At 74.7% G+C, this 15,979-nt stretch carries 17 protein-coding genes; 10 read left to right on the top strand and 7 right to left on the bottom strand.

The features are described from left to right. The first annotated feature begins 23 nt into the window (after window positions 1–23). Window positions 24–572 (top strand): DUF4383 domain-containing protein, encoded by a 549-nt coding sequence (locus ACZ6EJ_RS00850; RefSeq protein WP_469263469.1) that lies wholly within the window; start codon window positions 24–26, stop codon window positions 570–572. On the opposite strand, the gene ACZ6EJ_RS00845 is transcribed toward ACZ6EJ_RS00850, so the two are convergent. Further along, window positions 557–1,399, bottom strand: a complete 843-nt coding sequence (locus ACZ6EJ_RS00845; RefSeq protein WP_469263467.1) for a DUF1206 domain-containing protein — start codon at window positions 1,397–1,399, stop codon at window positions 557–559. The genes ACZ6EJ_RS00850 and ACZ6EJ_RS00845 overlap by 16 nt on opposite strands. Window positions 1,400–1,523: 124 nt before the next feature. Here ACZ6EJ_RS00845 and ACZ6EJ_RS00840 point away from each other — a divergent pair, with 124 nt between their 5' ends. Together ACZ6EJ_RS00840 and ACZ6EJ_RS00835 are read left to right on the top strand one after the other, a co-directional pair. Beyond that, on the top strand, window positions 1,524–2,021 hold the full coding sequence (locus tag ACZ6EJ_RS00840) for a MarR family winged helix-turn-helix transcriptional regulator (protein WP_469263465.1): 498 nt from the start codon (window positions 1,524–1,526) through the stop codon (window positions 2,019–2,021). A gap of 162 nt (window positions 2,022–2,183) precedes the next feature. Continuing rightward, on the top strand, window positions 2,184–4,328 hold the full coding sequence (locus tag ACZ6EJ_RS00835; protein ID WP_469263463.1) for an MMPL family transporter: 2,145 nt from the start codon (window positions 2,184–2,186) through the stop codon (window positions 4,326–4,328). 28 nt (window positions 4,329–4,356) lie between these two features. Here the strand turns inward: ACZ6EJ_RS00835 and ACZ6EJ_RS00830 are convergent, their stop codons facing one another. Beyond that, window positions 4,357–4,884: a DoxX family protein gene (locus tag ACZ6EJ_RS00830; RefSeq protein WP_469263461.1), complete on the bottom strand. Its 528-nt coding sequence runs from the start codon at window positions 4,882–4,884 to the stop codon at window positions 4,357–4,359. Window positions 4,885–5,084: 200 nt separating this feature from the next. Between ACZ6EJ_RS00830 and ACZ6EJ_RS00825 the strand changes: the two genes are divergently transcribed. Together ACZ6EJ_RS00825 and ACZ6EJ_RS00820 are read left to right on the top strand one after the other, a co-directional pair. Next, window positions 5,085–7,100, top strand: coding sequence for an oxidoreductase (locus tag ACZ6EJ_RS00825; RefSeq protein ID WP_469263459.1), 2,016 nt, complete (start codon window positions 5,085–5,087; stop codon window positions 7,098–7,100). Between the two features lie 55 nt (window positions 7,101–7,155). Beyond that, window positions 7,156–7,686: a PadR family transcriptional regulator gene (locus tag ACZ6EJ_RS00820; protein WP_469263457.1), complete on the top strand. Its 531-nt coding sequence runs from the start codon at window positions 7,156–7,158 to the stop codon at window positions 7,684–7,686. A 27-nt stretch (window positions 7,687–7,713) separates the two neighbouring features. Here ACZ6EJ_RS00820 and ACZ6EJ_RS00815 read toward each other — a convergent pair whose 3' ends face one another. Both ACZ6EJ_RS00815 and ACZ6EJ_RS00810 read right to left on the bottom strand, forming a co-directional pair. Further along, a complete protein-coding gene (locus ACZ6EJ_RS00815) occupies window positions 7,714–8,691 on the bottom strand; it encodes a DMT family protein (protein WP_469263455.1) in 978 nt (325 codons plus the stop codon). After that, window positions 8,688–9,629, bottom strand: coding sequence for a phosphatase PAP2 family protein (locus tag ACZ6EJ_RS00810; RefSeq protein WP_469263453.1), 942 nt, complete (start codon window positions 9,627–9,629; stop codon window positions 8,688–8,690). Before ACZ6EJ_RS00810 ends, ACZ6EJ_RS00815 begins: the two co-directional genes overlap by 4 nt. A 160-nt stretch (window positions 9,630–9,789) precedes the next feature. On the opposite strand from ACZ6EJ_RS00810, the gene ACZ6EJ_RS00805 reads away from it, so the two are divergent. From ACZ6EJ_RS00805 to ACZ6EJ_RS00790, 4 genes are all read left to right on the top strand, one after another. Further along, window positions 9,790–10,419 carry a TetR/AcrR family transcriptional regulator gene (locus tag ACZ6EJ_RS00805; protein WP_469263451.1) on the top strand — a complete coding sequence of 210 codons (630 nt, stop codon included), beginning with the start codon at window positions 9,790–9,792 and terminating at the stop codon, window positions 10,417–10,419. A gap of 385 nt (window positions 10,420–10,804) precedes the next feature. After that, a complete protein-coding gene (locus tag ACZ6EJ_RS00800; protein WP_469263449.1) occupies window positions 10,805–11,299 on the top strand; it encodes an FBP domain-containing protein in 495 nt (164 codons plus the stop codon). A 102-nt stretch (window positions 11,300–11,401) separates the two neighbouring features. Next, entirely contained in the window at window positions 11,402–11,803 is a 402-nt protein-coding gene (locus ACZ6EJ_RS00795; protein ID WP_469263447.1) for an SHOCT domain-containing protein, read from the top strand. Window positions 11,804–11,960: 157 nt separating this feature from the next. Beyond that, entirely contained in the window at window positions 11,961–12,455 is a 495-nt protein-coding gene (locus tag ACZ6EJ_RS00790) for a GreA/GreB family elongation factor (protein WP_469263445.1), read from the top strand. Window positions 12,456–12,467: 12 nt separating this feature from the next. On the opposite strand, the gene ACZ6EJ_RS00785 is transcribed toward ACZ6EJ_RS00790, so the two are convergent. Next, the gene (locus ACZ6EJ_RS00785) at window positions 12,468–13,100 is read right to left on the bottom strand and encodes a DUF1345 domain-containing protein (RefSeq protein ID WP_469263443.1); all 633 of its coding nucleotides are present in this window, start codon (window positions 13,098–13,100) and stop codon (window positions 12,468–12,470) included. Between the two features lie 456 nt (window positions 13,101–13,556). Here ACZ6EJ_RS00785 and fdhD point away from each other — a divergent pair, with 456 nt between their 5' ends. Further along, window positions 13,557–14,393 carry a formate dehydrogenase accessory sulfurtransferase FdhD gene (fdhD, locus tag ACZ6EJ_RS00780; protein ID WP_469263441.1) on the top strand — a complete coding sequence of 279 codons (837 nt, stop codon included), beginning with the start codon at window positions 13,557–13,559 and terminating at the stop codon, window positions 14,391–14,393. Between the two features lie 218 nt (window positions 14,394–14,611). On the opposite strand, the gene ACZ6EJ_RS00775 is transcribed toward fdhD, so the two are convergent. Then, window positions 14,612–14,782 (bottom strand): hypothetical protein, encoded by a 171-nt coding sequence (locus ACZ6EJ_RS00775; protein WP_469263439.1) that lies wholly within the window; start codon window positions 14,780–14,782, stop codon window positions 14,612–14,614. Between the two features lie 257 nt (window positions 14,783–15,039). Then, complete coding sequence (locus tag ACZ6EJ_RS00770) at window positions 15,040–15,627, bottom strand: DUF2690 domain-containing protein (protein WP_469263437.1); 588 nt, start codon at window positions 15,625–15,627, stop codon at window positions 15,040–15,042. Window positions 15,628–15,979 lie beyond the last annotated feature (352 nt).

The following is a 15,979-nucleotide window of genomic DNA, read 5'->3' as shown; positions in this document are numbered from 1 at the left end:
GTTCCCAGCGTCAGGAGGCAGCCATGAAACTGAGCGACGAACTTCCCGTCGACCACCGGTTGGCGACCGTGTACCGGATCGGGGCGGGACTGTGCGGCGCGATTCTGCTGGCCTTCGGCATCCTCGGCTTCGCGGACCGGCTCGCCTTCTTCGACACGAGCGGCGAGCGGATCGCGGGGCTGTCGACCAACGGCCTTCTCAGTCTGATCTCGGTGGTGGTCGGCTGCGTGCTGATCGCCGGGGCCGTGGTCGGCGGCAACGTCGCCTCGACCGTGAACATGACCGTCGGCGTCCTCTTCCTGCTCAGCGGGTTCGTCCACGTCTTCATCCTCGACGGCTCCGCGAACATCCTGGACTTCAGCATGTCGAACGTGATCTTCAGCTTCCTCATGGGGCTGCTGATCCTGACGTTCGGGATGTACGGGCGGGTGACCGGCGGGCTGCCGCACGACAATCCGTACTGGCGCCGCCGCCACCCCGAGGAGGCGGCCCGTGAGGACGCGGACCGCCGCAGGGCGGTCCGCGGGGGCGGGGGGCGGCTCGGCGTCGGGTCGGGTCAGACCTCGCGGTAGCGGGCGTTGGCCCAGGAGAAGACGCCGAACGCCGCGAGGCCGAGGGCGATGAGCACCAGCAGCCACGGCCCTGCGGCGGTGGTCGCGAAGGACCGCAGGGTGTCGTCCATGCCCTTGGACTCTCCGGGCGAGTGGCGGACGGCGGCCGCCACGGCGAAGCCGCCCGCCGTGGCGAAGACGACGCCGCGCGCCGTTCCGCCGAACATGCCGGTGAAGTCGACGACGCGGCGCGTGGTCCGGCTCGCGCCGGTCAGGTCCAGGTGCTTGCGGAACTTGCGCAGCAGGGCCCGTACCGCGATCCACACCCCGGCGCCGCCGATGGCGAGGCCGCCGGCCCCGACGATCCACTGGCCGGCGGGCAGGGCCAGGACGCGGGCGGTGACGTCCTGGGACTGCTGGTCGGAGGAGCCGCTGCCGCTGGTGGTGTTCCCGGCGGCGAAGGAGAGCACGGAGTAGGCGACGAAGCCGTAGAACAGGCAGCGGACCGCGGCCATGGCCCGCTTGGTGGGCTTGCGGCCGTCGGGCCCGACCTGTCCGAAGAGGGCTTCGGACAGCCGCCACACGGTCATGCCGACGAGCGCCGCCCCCAGCAGCCAGAGCAGGACCTGCCCGAAGGGCTTGCCCGCTATCTCCGCGATCGCGCCGCCGCGGTCGGCCTGTCGTCCCTCGCCGCCGGAGAAGGCGATCCGGAGGGCGAGGAGGCCCACGAGGACGTAGATCACCCCGCGGGCGGTGAGGCCCGCGCGGGCCGCCACCTCCATCGCCTTGCTGTCCGCGGCTCGTCTCGCCTGGCCACGTCCCTGCGCTGCTACCGAACGGGTATTCATGTCCTGCCGGTTGCCCGTTCACGGGCATACGATGCGTGCCGCGCGCCCCTGGGCCCCGCGCCGCCCGCCGCCGCGCTCCCGCTCCGCGGGCGGCGGGGCGGGCGGTGTTCTATACGCTGGGCAGGTGACCAGCACGGACAGCCGAGAGGGCCGGGGCGGGCCCCTGGACGAGGGGGCGCCGGCCGATCTCCACGCGTACGCGGTCCACCTGCGCCGGATGAACGGCCGGATCAACCGCATGACCCACGGCTTCGCGACGGACCAGGGGCTGCACGCCACCGACGTGCAGGCGCTGGCCGCCCTCCTGGACGCGTCCGCCCCCCTGACGCCGGGGGCGCTGCGGGACCACCTGGGGCTGACCTCCGGGGCGGTCACCGCCTGCCTGGACCGGCTGGAGCGGGCCGGGCACGTGCGCCGGGTCAGGGAGAGCGCCGACCGGCGGGTGGTCCATGTGCACTACGAACCCAGCGCCCGGCTCGCCGCCCGCGAGTACTTCATGCCGCTCGCCGAGGCCACGGCGCGGGCCCGAGCACGTTTCGACGACGCCGAGCTGGCGACCGTCCTGCGCTTCCTCGCCGCGATGAACGAGGAGCTGGCGCGGGAGCTCCCTCCGCGCCGCTGACGCGTCGCCCGCCCTCCGGGCGTCCGCGCCCTCCCGCCCTTCTCACTCGTGCCGACCGTGCGGCGGGCCGCTCCGCGTATCAAGGCCGCTTTCCGGGGTAATGTCTTTCAATAATTGAGATTGTTTCCCGTTGAAACACTGTTCCCACCCCCTGGGAGAGGCATGTTCACCGCCGCACGGCCGGTCCGCTGGATCATTCCCGTCGTCCTGTTGGTCGCCTGGCTGGGCATCGGCGGCGGGCTTGGCCCGTACGCGGGCAAGCTCGGCGAGGTCGCGACCAACGACCAGGCCGCCTTCCTACCCCGGAACGCGGAGTCGACACAGGTCATCGAGGCGCAGAAGGCGTTCCAGCAGGACGAGACGCTGCCCGCGATCGTCGTCTGGACCTCCTCGGACGAGGGCGGCGCCGTGAGCGGGCGGCAACGGACGCAGGCCACGCGGGCGCTGGGGGCGCTCGCCGGCACGGAGGGCGTCGCGGGGCGCCCCTCCCCCGCGCTCGCGTCGGAGGACGGCCGCGCGCTCCAGGGCATCGTGCAACTGCGCCCCGACCTCGGGGACGAGCTGCCCACCGCCCTGGAGCGGATCGAGCAGGCCGGCGCCGCCGTTCCGGGCACCTCGGTGCAGGTGGCGGGACCGGCCGCGAGCCAGGCCGACCTCTCCGACGCCTTCGCGGGCATCGACGGGCTGCTCCTGGGGGTCGCCCTGGCCGCCGTCCTGGTCATCCTGCTGCTGGTCTACCGGAGCCTGCTGCTGCCGTTCGTGATCATCCTGGGCGCGGTCTTCGCCCTCGGCCTCGCCTGCGCGATCGTCTACGCGCTCGCGGACCGGGACGTCGTCCGCGTCGACGGACAGGTCCAGGGCATTCTGTCCATCCTGGTGATCGGCGCGGCGACGGACTACGCGCTGCTGCTCACCGCCCGCTTCCGGGAGGAACTCGCCGTCCACGGCGACCGGATCACGGCCATGCGCTCCGCGCTGCGCGAGTCCTTCGGGCCGATCGCGGCCAGCGCCGCCACGGTGGCCCTCGGCCTGCTGGCCCTGCTCCTGAGCGACCTCACCAACAACCGCGCCCTGGGGCCGGTCGGCGCGATCGGCATCGTCTGCGCGGTCCTGAGCGCCCTCACCTTCCTGCCCGCGGTCCTGGTGCTGCTGGGCCGCAGCGCCTACTGGCCCGCGAAGCCCCGGTCGGCCGCGGACAAGGCGGGCGGCCACGGCGTCTGGAGCCGGGTCGCCGCGCTGGTCGACCGGGCGCCCCGCAAGGTGTGGGCGATCACGCTGGCCGCTCTCGTCGCCTGTGCCGCGTTCGCCCCCACCCTCACCTCCAAGGGCGTGCCGCTGGACGAGATCTTCGTCAACGACGCCCCGTCCGTGGCCGCCCAGAAGACCCTGAGCGAGCACTTCCCCGGCGGCTCCGGCAATCCCGCGGTGATCATCGCGGCGGCCGACGCGCTGGGCCCGGTGACGGCCGCCGCCAAGCGCACCGAGGGCGTCGACTCGGCGGCCCCCGTCTCCGCCGACGGCCGGCCGGGCGGCGGCGAGCCCCTGGTCGTCGACGGGCGGGTGCGCGTCGACGCGACCCTCGCCGACGCCGCCGACAGCGACGCGGCCAAGAACACGGTGGCGGCGCTGCGCGCGGCGGTGCACGCCGTGCCGGACGCGGACGCCGTGGTGGGGGGCTACACCGCCCAGCAGTACGACACGCAGCGCACCGCGGAGGACGACCGGACGCTGATCGTCCCGGTGGTGCTGGCGATCATCCTGGTGATCCTGGTCTTCCTGCTGCGATCGCTGCTGATGCCGGTGCTGCTGGTGGCCACCGTGGCCCTGAACTTCCTCGCCACGCTGGGCATCTCCTCGCTCGTCTTCACCCATGTGTTCGGCTTCAGCGGCACGGACTCGTCGGTGCCGCTGTACGGGTTCGTCTTCCTCGTCGCCCTGGGCGTCGACTACAACATCTTCCTGATGTCCAGGGTGCGCGAGGAGTCGCTGCGCCACGGCGCCAGGGAGGGCGTCCTGCGGGGGCTGACCGCGACCGGTGGGGTCATCACGTCGGCGGGCGTCGTGCTGGCCGCCACGTTCGCGGCGCTCGGCATCATCCCGCTGGCGTTCCTGCTGCAGATCGCGTTCATCGTGGCCTTCGGCGTACTGCTGGACACCCTGGTCGTCCGCTCCCTCCTGGTCCCGGCCCTGGTCAGGGACATCGGGCCGAAGGCGTGGTGGCCGGGGGCGCTCAGCCGCGGGGAGGCGGCCGGCCGGGGCGGGACGCCGTCCGGGAGCGGGGCCCGGCGGACACCCGGAGGGCGGTGACGAGGAGGGCGCCGGGCGGGATCCCGCGTCAGGACTCCTCCGGCGCCCGGGCGGCCTGCCCCTTCGCGCGCCTGCCGACCACCGCGGCCGCCGCGACCGCGCTGCCCGCGAAGGCGAGCACAACCGTCCACGGGCGGTCGAGGACATGGCGGGTGGCGTGGTCCAGGGAGTACCTTCCGGGACCGGCGAGGCCGATGGCGGCGGCGGTGAACCCCAGGAACGCCGGGTACTCGTAGCCGCCGCTCTGGGCGAAGAACCCCGCCGGGGCGTGGACGGCGACCGCGCCCGCCATCGCCCCGGCGGCCGCCGCGCCCGCCGCCGGGGTCGCGAGGCCCAGCGCGAGCAGCACGCCGCCGCCGGCCTCGCCGAGCCCGGCCGCCGCGGCGCTGCGCCGGGGCGGGTGGAAGCCCATCGCCTCCATCGCCGCGGCGGTGCCCTGGATGCCCCCGCCGCCGAACCATCCGGCCAGCTTCTGGCTGCCGTGGGCGGCGAGCACCGCGCCGGTGCCGACGCGCAGGGCGAGCAGGCCGAGATCACGGCGATTGACGCAGACCATGACGACTCCCGAGGTGAGGGGGCTGGAGTGGACCGACTACGGCTCCACTGTCGTCGGCCCCGGCCCCCTCGGCCCCCCGGGGCTCGGCCGTTCGGGTGAGCGCCACGGGGTCCGGGATGCGACGCAGATCATTGTGCAACTAGTTGCATAAGCACTCCGCGGTGGTCTACAACTGAGCGACGACCCCGCGGAGGAGACCCATGAGCCTGTACCCGACCTTGCTGAGCCCCCTGGACCTCGGGTTCACCACCCTCCCCAACCGCGTGCTCATGGGCTCGATGCACACCGGCCTGGAGGAGGCCGAGGGCGGCTTCGCGCGGATGGCGGCGTTCTACGCCGAGCGCGCCCGAGGCGGCGTGGGGCTCATCGTCACCGGCGGCATCGCGCCCAGCGAGCGGGCCTGCTCGTTCCCCGGCGGCGCGAAGATGACGGACGAGGCGGAGGCGGCCCAGCACGCGGAGATCACCTCCGCGGTGCACGCCGCGGGCGGCCGGATCGCCCTGCAGATCCTGCACTTCGGACGGTACGCGCACCACGCCGACCTGGTCGCCCCGAGCGCGCTCAAGGCGCCGATCAGCGGATTCACCCCGCACGCCCTCACCGGCGACGAGGTCGAGGAGACCATCGAGGAGTTCGTCCGGGCGGCCGAGCTGGCGCGCCTCGCGGGGTACGACGGCGTCGAGATCATGGGCTCCGAGGGCTATCTGATCAACGAGTTCATCGTCTCCGCGACCAACCACCGCACCGACCGCTGGGGCGGCTCCTACGAGAACCGGATCCGGTTCCCCGTGGAGATCGTGCGCCGGGTCCGCGAGCGGGTCGGCGGCGACTTCATCCTGATCTACCGGCTCTCCATGCTGGACCTGGTCCCCGGCGGCTCGACGCTGGAGGAGGTCGTGGCCCTGGCGAAGGAGATCGAGGCGGCGGGCGCGACGATCATCAACACCGGCATCGGCTGGCACGAGGCGCGCATCCCCACCATCGCCACCTCCGTGCCGCGCGGCGCGTTCACCTGGGTGACCGAGAAGGTGCGCGGCGCGGTCTCCGTGCCCCTGGTGACGAGCAACCGCATCAACACCCCCGAGGTCGCCGAGGAGATCCTCGCCTCCGGCCGGGCGGACATGGTCTCCATGGCCCGGCCCTTCCTCGCCGACCCGGCGTTCGTCGCCAAGGCGGCCGCGGGCCGGTCGGACGCCATCAACACCTGCATCGGGTGCAATCAGGCCTGCCTGGACCACGTCTTCAACCTGGAGATCACCTCCTGCCTGGTCAACCCGCGCGCCTGCCACGAGACCGAGCTGGTGCTGAGCCCCACCCGGACCCGCAAGCGCGTCGCCGTCGTCGGCGCGGGCCCGGCCGGCCTCGCGTGCTCGGTCACGGCGGCGGAGCGGGGCCACGCGGTCACCCTGTTCGACGCGGCGCACGAGATCGGCGGACAGCTCAACGTGGCGCGCCGGGTGCCGGGCAAGGAGGAGTTCGACGAGACGCTGCGCTACTTCCGCACCCGGCTCGCCGAGCTGGACGTCGAGCTGCGCCTGGGCGTCCGGGCCGCAGCCGGGGACCTCGCCGGCTTCGACGAGGTCGTGCTCGCCACCGGCGTCGAGCCGCGCACCCCCGCGATCCCCGGCGCGGACCGCCCCGACGTGGTCGGCTACCTGGACGTGCTGCGCGGCGGCGCGCCGGTCGGGGAGCGCGTCGCGATCATCGGCGCGGGCGGCATCGGCTTCGACGTCGCGGAGTTCCTGACCGACGGCGGCGACGCGGCGAGCCGGGACGCGGACGCCTTCTTCCGGCAGTGGGGCGTGGACACCTCCTACGCCGGGCGCGGCGGGCTCCGCGCCCACGAGCGCCCGGCGCCGCCGCGCACGGTCCACCTGATCCAGCGCGGGAGCGGCAAGGTCGGGGCGCGGCTCGGCAGGACGACCGGCTGGATCCACCGCACGGAACTGCGCCACCGGGGCGTCGAGATGATCTCCGGGGCCGGCTACGAGCGGATCGACGACGAGGGCCTCCACCTCACCGTGGACGGGCAGCGGCGGGTGCTGAGCGTGGACACCGTGGTGCTGTGCGCGGGTCAGGAACCGCGCCGGGAGCTGTACGAGGAGCTGCGCGCGGCGGGCGGCCCGGTCCATCTGATCGGCGGCGCGGACGCGGCGGCCGAGCTGGACGCCAAGCGGGCCATCCGCCAGGGCACGGAGCTGGCCGCGGCGCTGTGAGTGGGCGGGGCGGGCCCCGGACGCCCCGGCCCCGTACGTCCCTAGGATGCCCCTCATGTCACTGCCCCACGCGATTCTCACCGCCCTGCTGGAGAAGCCGTCCTCGGGTCTCGAACTGACCCGCAGGTTCGACCGGTCGATCGGCTACTTCTGGTCCGCCACGCACCAGCAGATCTACCGCGAGCTGGGGAGGCTGGAGGAGGCCGGACGGATCAGGGCGCTGCCCGCCGCCGTCCCGGTCCGGGGGCAGCGGAAGGAGTACGAGGTGCTGCCCGCGGGCCGCGGGGAGCTGGCGGCCTGGGTGGCGCTCCGCGAGGACCCCCGGCCGGTCCGCGATCCGCTGCTGCTGCGGATGCGGGCGGCGGCGGTCGTCGGGGCGGACGGGTTGGGCGCGGAGCTGCGCCGCCACCTCGACCTGCACGAGCGCCAGTTGGCGGAGTACCGGGAGATCGAGGCTCGGGACTTCACCCCCGCGCCGACGACGGACGAGGGCCGGCTGCGCCATCTGGTGCTGCGGGGCGGCATCGACCTGGAGACGTTCTGGACCGGCTGGCTGACCCGCGCCCTCGACGACCTGGACGGCTGACGGGCGTCCCCTGCCGCGGGGGCCCGGTCAGCGGCTCGTGCCGGCGGTGAGGCGGTCGGCGGCGAGCGCGGCGGTCTCGGCGCGCCGGGGGCGGGCGACGAAGAACCGGGGCGGGGCCGGGGCGAGCGGCTCGGGGGCCTCGGCCTCGTCGGCCGTCGCGCCCGTCCGCGGGGGCGCGCCCTGCGTCGGGGTCCGGGTGAGCAGGACCACCCCGCGTACGGCGGCGACCGCGCCGAGGAGGGCGAGGGCCACGCTGACCGGGCCGCCCTGGAGCCGTTCCCCGAGCAGGGCCAGGCCGATCGCGGCGGCGGCGATCGGGTTGGCGAGGGTGACCACGGCGAGCGGAGCGCCGAGCCCGCCCCGGTAGGCGGTCTGGGACAGCAGCAGTCCGCCCATCGCGAAGGCCGAGACGAGCAGCGCCACCGTCAGCAGCCGCCAACTGAACAACGGGCCGCCCGAGTGGTCGGTGACCGCGACCGTGAGGGTCTGGGTGAGGGCGGAGGCCACCCCGGAGGTGATGCCGGAGGCCGCCGCGTGCCGCAGCCCCGGACGGGTTCCGGGGCGGCTGAGTCCGGCGACGACCGCCATGGTGGCCGCGCCGACGCCGAGCGCTTCGGCCAGGCTCAGGGTCTCGTGCGGGGCGGAGCCGCCCGCGGTCAGCAGCAGCGCGCCCAGCCCGAGCAGGGTGAGCACCGTGCCCCGCCACTCGACACGGCCCACCCGGCGCCCGGCGGCGCGCGCCCCGAGGGGGACGGCGGCCACCAGGGTCAGCGCGCCGAGCGGCTGGATCAGCGTCAACGGGCCGTACTTGAGCGCGGCGACGTGCAGCAGCGCGCCCGCGGCGTTGAGGCCGACCGCCGCCCACCACACGCCCCGGCCCAACAGCCGCCAGGTCCCGGCGGACGGCTCGGTGCGCCCGGCGATCCGGGACTGGGCCACGGCGGCGGCCGCGTAGGCCCCGGCGGAGACGAGGGAGAGCGCCACGGCGAACAGGGTGGCGCTCATCGCGCGACTCCGGCCCGCTCGCGCCACCCGGCGTACGCGGGTTCCGCCCCGGCCTCGGCCGTCGCGCCCCCGTCCCGGACGTACGCCGGTCGTACTCCGGCCTCCGCGGCGGCATCGGCGCGCGTGCCGCACGCCGGTGCGGAGGCGGCGTGCGGCACGGTGCGGTCGGTGCTCGGCCACCCGGACGGCCGGGCCGCGAGCGCCGGAGCGTGCCGGGGGCGCAGCGGGAACACGGCGAACGCGACGGCGAGCAGCGCGGTGGCGACGATCGCGTCGAGCCAGTAGTGGTTGGCGGTGCCCACCACGACGGCCAGGGTCAGCGCCGGGTGCAGCAGCCACAGCCAGCGCCACCGGGAGCGGGTGGCGACGATCAGTCCGACGGCGACCATCACGGCCCAGCCGACGTGCAGCGAGGGCATCGCGGCGAACTGGTTCGCCATCGAGTCGGTCGCGGGCGTCTGCCCGTAGACCGTCGGCCCGTAGACCTGGCCGGTGTCGACGAGGCGGGCGACGGGCAGCATCCGGGGCGGGGCCAGCGGGAAGGCCAGGTGCAGCGCCAGGGCGGAGGCGGTGAGCGCGGCGAGGACCCGGCGGGACCAGACGTAGTGCCGGGGGCGGCGCCAGTACAGCCAGATCAGGAAGAGCGCGGTGGCGGGGAAGTGCACGGCGGCGTAGTACGTGTTCGCCGTGTGGACGAGGGTCTGGCCGTGCAGGAGCGCGCTCTGGACGACGCCCTCGCCGGGGAGGCGCAGGGCGCGTTCGAGGTCCCACACGTCCTGGGCGTTGCGGAACGCCTCCTCGACGTGTCCGTTGGCCGCCCGGCGGCCGAATTTGTAGGCCAGGAAGAGGCCGGCCACGAGAAGGAGCTCGCGGACGAGGGGCGGTCGGGCACGTATGTCCGGCTCCTGGTCCGCGGGCTCGGTGCGGGCGTACGTCACCCGGTGCCCCCTTGGATGCGAAGCGGTGTCAGGACGGCAGGGTTCCGCCCGTGCCGTATCGATACGCCAGTGTACCGATACGTGGGCGTATCGGTACACACGCGTATCGGTACACTGGCGTATCGAGAGCCTCACCGCACCGCAGCAGGAGGTACCGCCCATGCCGTCGCTCGATTCCGCATCCGAGCCGCCTCTCGCCTCGCCCCGGTCGAAGATCACACCGGAGCGGGCGCAGGAGCTGTACGCGGCGGTGCTGGACCTGCTGCGGGAGGGCGGGTACGAGGCCCTGACCATGGAGGGCGTCGCCGCCCGCACCCGCTGCGGGAAGTCCACGCTGTACCGGCAGTGGGGCTCCAAGCCCGAGCTGGTCGTCGCGGCCCTGCACGGCACTCGCCGGATGCGCCTGCCGAACGTCGACACGGGGACGCTGGCCGGGGACCTGCTGGAGGCGGCGCGGATGATCGGCGAGGCGTCGGGGCGCGACACCCCGCTGATGCACGCCCTCAGCCACGCGGCCCTGCAGAGCCCGGAGCTGCTGAGCGCGCTGCGGGAGGCGCTGATCGCGCCGGAGGTCGCGGCGATCGACGCGATGGTCCGCAGGGGCCGGGAGCGCGGCGAGATCCCGGCCGACCACCCGGCCGCCGCGTACGTGGCGACCCAGTTGCTCGGCGTGATGCGCGCCCGCCCGCTGCTGGAGGGGCGCTACGCCGACGCGGCGTACCTGACCCGGTTCGTGGAGCGGGTCGTCCTCCCGAACCTGGGGCTCACGGCGGAGGCGCCGGAGTCCTGAGAGACGTGGACCGCCCGTCCCAGCGGATGGGGCGGTCCACCCGGCCGCCGCACCGTGGGGACGGGGGCGGCGCACCGGCCGACCGTGTGTCCGCCCCGCGCACGGCGGGCCGGACCCCGGTCGCGGACGACGCCCGCCGCGCCTTTCACGGCGCATGTGCCGAAGGTCACCCGCCCGGCCCCGAGCCCGGCCCGGCGCCCCCCGCGCGGGAAGCCGCCGACGCCGCCGTCCGACCGCCCCGCTCCCGGCGGCGGCCGGGCCCGCCCGCCTCCCCGCCCGCGGGCCGCTCGGACCATGACCGCCTCCGACCTGGCCCTTCGCCGGCGTCCGCCCGAGCGTCATATTCGTTTGCCCGGAAGGCACGCGTCCTTTTAGCGTCGACGGCATGAAAGCCTTGACCGAACAGGACATCCGCACGTCGTTCATCAACTGTTCGAAGGGCGAGGCGAAGCGTCTGCCGCTCCCCCGCGATCTGGACGAGCGCCCGTGGGAGGACCTGGACTTCCTGGGCTGGCGCGACCTCTCCGCGCCGGACCGGAGCTACATCGTCACCGAGCTGCACGGCACGCTCGTCGGGATCACCCTGCGGTTCCCTTCCCACCAGCGCGGGTTCCTGCACCGCAGCATGTGCTCGGTCTGCCTGACCACGCATCCGGGCAGCGGGGTCTCCCTCATGACCGCCCGCAAGCGGGGGCAGGCGGGGCGCGACGGGAACTCGGTCGGCATCTACCTCTGCACCGACCTGGACTGCTCGCTCTACGTGCGCGGCAAGAAGACGCCCGCGCCCGGCAGCCGGTTCGAGGAGTCGTTGACGCTGGAGGAGCAGGTGCGACGGACCCGCGACAAGCTGACCGGCTTCCTGGAGCTGCTCGGCGAGTGAGCGCGGGCCGTGCGGCCCGCCCGCCGCACGGCCTCCACGGATGCGGGCGCATCGGGCGGGCGGTATGAAGGAGGGACCACCCATGCGATCGGAGTAGGCCCCATGGACGATTACCCGCTCCTGAACCTGTTCCTGACCATGCTGTACCTGTTCCTCTGGGTCATGTGGTTCTTCCTGCTGTTCAAGGTGGTCACCGACCTCTTCCGGGACCACTCGATGAGCGGCTGGGCCAAGGCGGGCTGGCTGATCTTCGTGATCGTGCTGCCGTACCTGGGCGTGCTCGTCTACCTCATCGCCCGCGGGCGCAGTATGCGCGAGCGGGACGCCCAGGCGGCCAGGGCCTCGGAGGCCGCCTTCCGCGACTACGTGCGGGACGCCGCCGGCACGCGGGACGGTGGAGGCGGCGGCCATGTGAGCGACCTGGCCAAGCTCTCGGAGCTCAAGGACAAGGGCGCGCTCACCCCGGAGGAGTACGACCGGGCGAAGGCGAAACTCCTCGCCTGAGCCGCCGAGGCCCGCGAGGGCCGGGCCCGCCCGGCGAGGGCGGCCGTCCCCTCCGACGGCCCCTCCCCCGCGCGGGCCCACGACCGCCCGGCACGGCAGCCGTGCCGGGACCCAGCCCGCGGCGCTTCGCACCGCCGCCCGCACGAGGGGAAGTGGCATGACCGGTGGACCCGAGCCCATCAGCGCCGTAGCCCGCGAGGCGATCGAGCAGGAGCTCTCCGACCTCCGCACCGAGCGCGAGGCGGTCGCCGTCACGCTGCGGGGCGGCGGCGGAGACCAGACGGGGGACCGGGCGGACGAGGCCGACCAGCTGGAACGCGGCACCGACCTCGTACGGCTGGACCGCCGCATCGCCCTGCTCGAAGGGCGGCTGCGGGAGGGGGCCGCCGCGGGCCCCCCGCGCGGCGACGCGGTCGGCGTGGGCAGCTCGGTGGCGGTGCGGTTCTCGGACGGCACGGAGACGACCGTCCAGATCGGGGAGGTCGCCGAGGCGCACGACCCGACCATGGTCACCGCCGACAGCCCGCTGGGCCGGGCGCTGCTCGGCCGCCGCCCCGGCGACACGGTCCACTACGGCACGCCCGAGGGCCCCTCGACCGCCGTCGTCGTGTCGATCGGCGGCGGGGACGGCACGGCGCGGCACGGCGCGTAGGGGCGGTCGCCCTCAGTCGGTGACGATGCCGGCGACGAGGTTGATGGCGGTCGCCAGGATGCTGGTGCCGAACACGTACGACAGCAGGCAGTGCCGCACGACGACGGCGCGCAGCTCCGAGGTGGAGACGTCCGTGTCGGAGACCTGGTAGGTCATGCCGAGGTTGTAGCTGAAGTACAGGAAGTCGATGTACCGCGGGCGGTCCGGGGTGTTGAAGTCGATCCCGCCCTCGGGCGCCGAGTAGTAGATGAACGCGTACCGGGTGGCGTACATCAGGTGCAGGGCCGCCCAGGCCATGAACACCCCGCACAGCGCGGCGGCGGCCGCGGCGCGGGTCAGGCCGCCGCCGACCAGGAGCAGCGCCACGATGGCGCCCAGGCCGCACAGGGCCGTGCCGACGACGGCCAGCTCCTCGGCGATGGGCCGGAACTTCTCACGGCGGACGTTGCGCCGGGTGGCGGCGACGTCCATGTCGTAGAGCACGAGCCAGCCGGACAGGACGAAGAGGGTCTCGGCCGCGGCGATGCCGCAGAGGACGCCCAGCGGGGGCGTGCCGAGCAGGCCGGTGACCACGCCGACGAGGGCGCCGAGGAGCGCCGAGGCGGCCAGCCGGGGGGTGGCGGACAGCATGAACCAGTGGCCCATGGCCTCAGGCCTCCGGGGCGACCGCGGCGACCGCCGGGACAGCGGGTTGAGCTGAGGCCATGGGGACTCCCATCGACACAGAAGGCGCAATACGGACGAAACGGCGCGCGCTCAGCGTAGCCGCGGGAAGATCGACGCGCAGCCCCGCACGGTGGCGCGTCCGCGGGGGCACTCGGCGGCGCGGCCGGCCACATGCCGGAGATGAACGTCCTGTGCGCGCTGGGCGACCACAGCACCCGGAGCGGCCGGCCGGTCACGAAGCACCTCGCGGTCACCGGCGCCCGAGCGGCCCGCTGAGGCGCGGTCCGCAGGCTGCGCACCGGCCGCGGCCTATGATCCGGAGACCGACGCCCCGGCGCCGCCGGTCAGGGGTGCGCCGCGGTTCCCGGCCGTGCGGCACGGAACTCCGCCCGCGCGGCGGCGAGGGACTGGGGGCCGCGACGAGAGGAGAGCACCATGGGACGAGTGACCGCGCGGCGGCGCGTCCTGCGCATCCGGGACGGCGTGCCGTCGCACCGGCCCGACACGCTCGCCGCCGAGGAACCCATGGAGATCCGGGTCGGCGGCCGACCGCTGACCGTGACCATGCGCACGCCCGGCGACGACTTCGACCTCGCGGCCGGTTTCCTGGTGAGCGAGGGCGTGGTGCACGCGACCGAGGACGTGGCGGGGATCAGGTACTGCGCGGGGGCGACGGCCGACGGCGGCAACACCTACAACGTGGTGGACGTCGGCCTGGCGGCCGGTGTGGCCGCCCCGGACGCCTCCCTGGAGCGCAACTTCTACACGACGTCCTCGTGCGGCCTGTGCGGCAAGGCCAGCCTGGACGCGGTCCGCACCACCGCCGCGTGGTCGGTCGCCGAGGACCCTTTGCGGCTCGGGCCGGACGTCCTGTCGGCCCTGCCGGACCGGATGCGGGCGGCCCAGCGCGTCTTCGACAGCACCGGCGGCCTGCACGCCGCCGGGCTGTTCGACCGGGACGGCGAGCTGCTGTGCCTGCGCGAGGACGTCGGCCGGCACAACGCCGTGGACAAGGTCGTCGGCCACGCGCTGCGGAAGGGGCTGCTGCCGCTGCGCGGGACCGTGCTGATGGTGAGCGGACGCGCCTCGTTCGAGCTGGTGCAGAAGGCGGTCATGGCCGGCGTCCCCGTCCTCGCGGCCGTCTCCGCCCCCTCCTCGCTCGCCGTGGACCTCGCGGCGGAGAGCGGGCTGACCCTGGTCGGCTTTCTGCGCGGTACGTCGATGAACGTGTACGCCGGGGCGGAACGGCTCGAACCGCAGACCGTGGCCTGAGCTCGGGCCGGGCAGGCGCCGACCGCGTCCGACCGACGCCGCGGGGCCGCGGGGGCCAAGGGGTGTCGCGGAACAGGGCCGGACAGGCCGCGGTGTCGGGTGCGGTGCGTCGCAGGGCGCTGGAATGCCCTCGTCGCGGAGCGATTCGGGCGTTCAGGCGACGCCGCGACGTGCCGTGCCAGGCGTCGTGGGCCCGGCCTTGATCCGCCGGACACCCCCTAGGGGTTCTCCTCCGCGTCCGGTTCCGGCGGCAGGCCCACCTCCTCGCGGTCCTTCTCCAGGCGCTCGTCGAGTTCCTCCTCGTCCGGGCGGCGGGGCATTCCGCGGCCGTGCCCGGAGTCGGGGTCGCCCTCGACCTCTTCGTTCGACTTGTGGTGGTGATGGGACATCGGTCGCTCCTTGCCGTCGGGGCGTCGGCCGCCGCGGGGCCTGATCGGCCCGAGGGCCTCTCCCCCGTCTCGGCGCACCGACTCCGGACGGGCGAGTGCGGACCCCTCCACTGAAACCCGGTGGCGCGCCCCGTGCAAACGGTGCGCCCGGACCGGCTCCGGGCCCCACCGCCCGGCGCGCCCCGAGGCGCCAGGCCGGGGCGTGCCGCGCCCGACTCCCACGTCGCGCGCCCGGTGCGGCCGGCGCGCCCCGCGGGTCACCGCCAGGCGCTGGCCTCGGTCGCGTGGACGCAGTAGCGCTGGTACGTGCTCTCCCCGCCGATACGGGGGATCGCGCAGGCGGTGACCCGGAACTCGCCGCCCACGCGCACCATGCTGGTGAACTTGTCGCCCCCGTACTCGATCTCCGCCGTGCGTCTGGCTCCCCCCGCGGCCTCCGCCGTCACCTGGTCCCCCTCGCTCCCCCGCTCGACCCGCGCCCACACCGCCTGGCAGTTCTCGCTGTAGCGGAGCTGAAGGGCGGCGGGGTTGTCGAGGACGGGCTTGAAGGTGCGCGCGTCCTCGTCGCACCCCCGCTTCCGCGGGTCCTTCCCGTCGCAGGCCTCGCCCGGACAGCCCGGCTCGTCGAGGAAGGCCCCCACCGCGTGCTCTCCGAGCGGGCTCATGACCGCGGCCGCCACCGCGCCGACGAACGCCACGGCGCAGGCCACCGCCGTGGCGCCGCCGCGGCGGCCGCTCCCGCCCACGAGCGGGCGCGGCCCCGGTTCCGGGGCGGCCGGGGAGTCGTCTCTGGTGCTGTTCGTCGCCACGGGGACCGCCTTGGTGCACAGATCGGGAGAAGACACGATTCCTCCCTGTCCTCCCTCGGGGGAAGGCGCGGTCGGGAGCATCGGGAGCGTTCGGCCCCTGCCTCGCGCGCCCCTCGCTCGGCGACGACCCCGCTTCGGGCGACGGGCCGGCGCCGGGCGTCCACCGCCGCGAGGCGCACCGGGCATCCGCCTATACCGCATTCCCGCCGGGAGCGCCGCACACAGTCACTCGTCCGAGTGTCGGCGGGGACGAACTCTCGGGTCCCGACCCGTCCGCGTGGTCGGGTTGCCTCACTCCGGGGACGGCGCGCCGCCCGGACGGGCGGTCCGCTGCGCCGGGGGCGGGATGACGCCCGGACGCGGTCCCGCCCGCCGACGACGGCGTGTG

This window comes from Streptomyces sp. NPDC041970 (assembly GCF_055588985.1).
This window is presented reverse-complemented; position numbering and strand designations above follow the sequence as displayed.

Coding starts and splice junctions, on each gene's coding strand:
- ACZ6EJ_RS00850 (WP_469263469.1), top strand. CDS start 24: ATGAAACTGAGCGACGAACTTCCCGTCGACCACCGGTTGGCGACCGTG.
- ACZ6EJ_RS00845 (WP_469263467.1), bottom strand. CDS start 1,399: ATGAATACCCGTTCGGTAGCAGCGCAGGGACGTGGCCAGGCGAGACGA.
- ACZ6EJ_RS00835 (WP_469263463.1), top strand. CDS start 2,184: ATGTTCACCGCCGCACGGCCGGTCCGCTGGATCATTCCCGTCGTCCTG.
- ACZ6EJ_RS00830 (WP_469263461.1), bottom strand. CDS start 4,884: ATGGTCTGCGTCAATCGCCGTGATCTCGGCCTGCTCGCCCTGCGCGTC.
- ACZ6EJ_RS00825 (WP_469263459.1), top strand. CDS start 5,085: ATGAGCCTGTACCCGACCTTGCTGAGCCCCCTGGACCTCGGGTTCACC.
- ACZ6EJ_RS00820 (WP_469263457.1), top strand. CDS start 7,156: ATGTCACTGCCCCACGCGATTCTCACCGCCCTGCTGGAGAAGCCGTCC.
- ACZ6EJ_RS00815 (WP_469263455.1), bottom strand. CDS start 8,691: ATGAGCGCCACCCTGTTCGCCGTGGCGCTCTCCCTCGTCTCCGCCGGG.
- ACZ6EJ_RS00805 (WP_469263451.1), top strand. CDS start 9,790: ATGCCGTCGCTCGATTCCGCATCCGAGCCGCCTCTCGCCTCGCCCCGG.
- ACZ6EJ_RS00800 (WP_469263449.1), top strand. CDS start 10,805: ATGAAAGCCTTGACCGAACAGGACATCCGCACGTCGTTCATCAACTGT.
- ACZ6EJ_RS00795 (WP_469263447.1), top strand. CDS start 11,402: ATGGACGATTACCCGCTCCTGAACCTGTTCCTGACCATGCTGTACCTG.
- ACZ6EJ_RS00790 (WP_469263445.1), top strand. CDS start 11,961: ATGACCGGTGGACCCGAGCCCATCAGCGCCGTAGCCCGCGAGGCGATC.
- ACZ6EJ_RS00785 (WP_469263443.1), bottom strand. CDS start 13,100: ATGGGCCACTGGTTCATGCTGTCCGCCACCCCCCGGCTGGCCGCCTCG.
- fdhD (WP_469263441.1), top strand. CDS start 13,557: ATGGGACGAGTGACCGCGCGGCGGCGCGTCCTGCGCATCCGGGACGGC.
- ACZ6EJ_RS00775 (WP_469263439.1), bottom strand. CDS start 14,782: ATGTCCCATCACCACCACAAGTCGAACGAAGAGGTCGAGGGCGACCCC.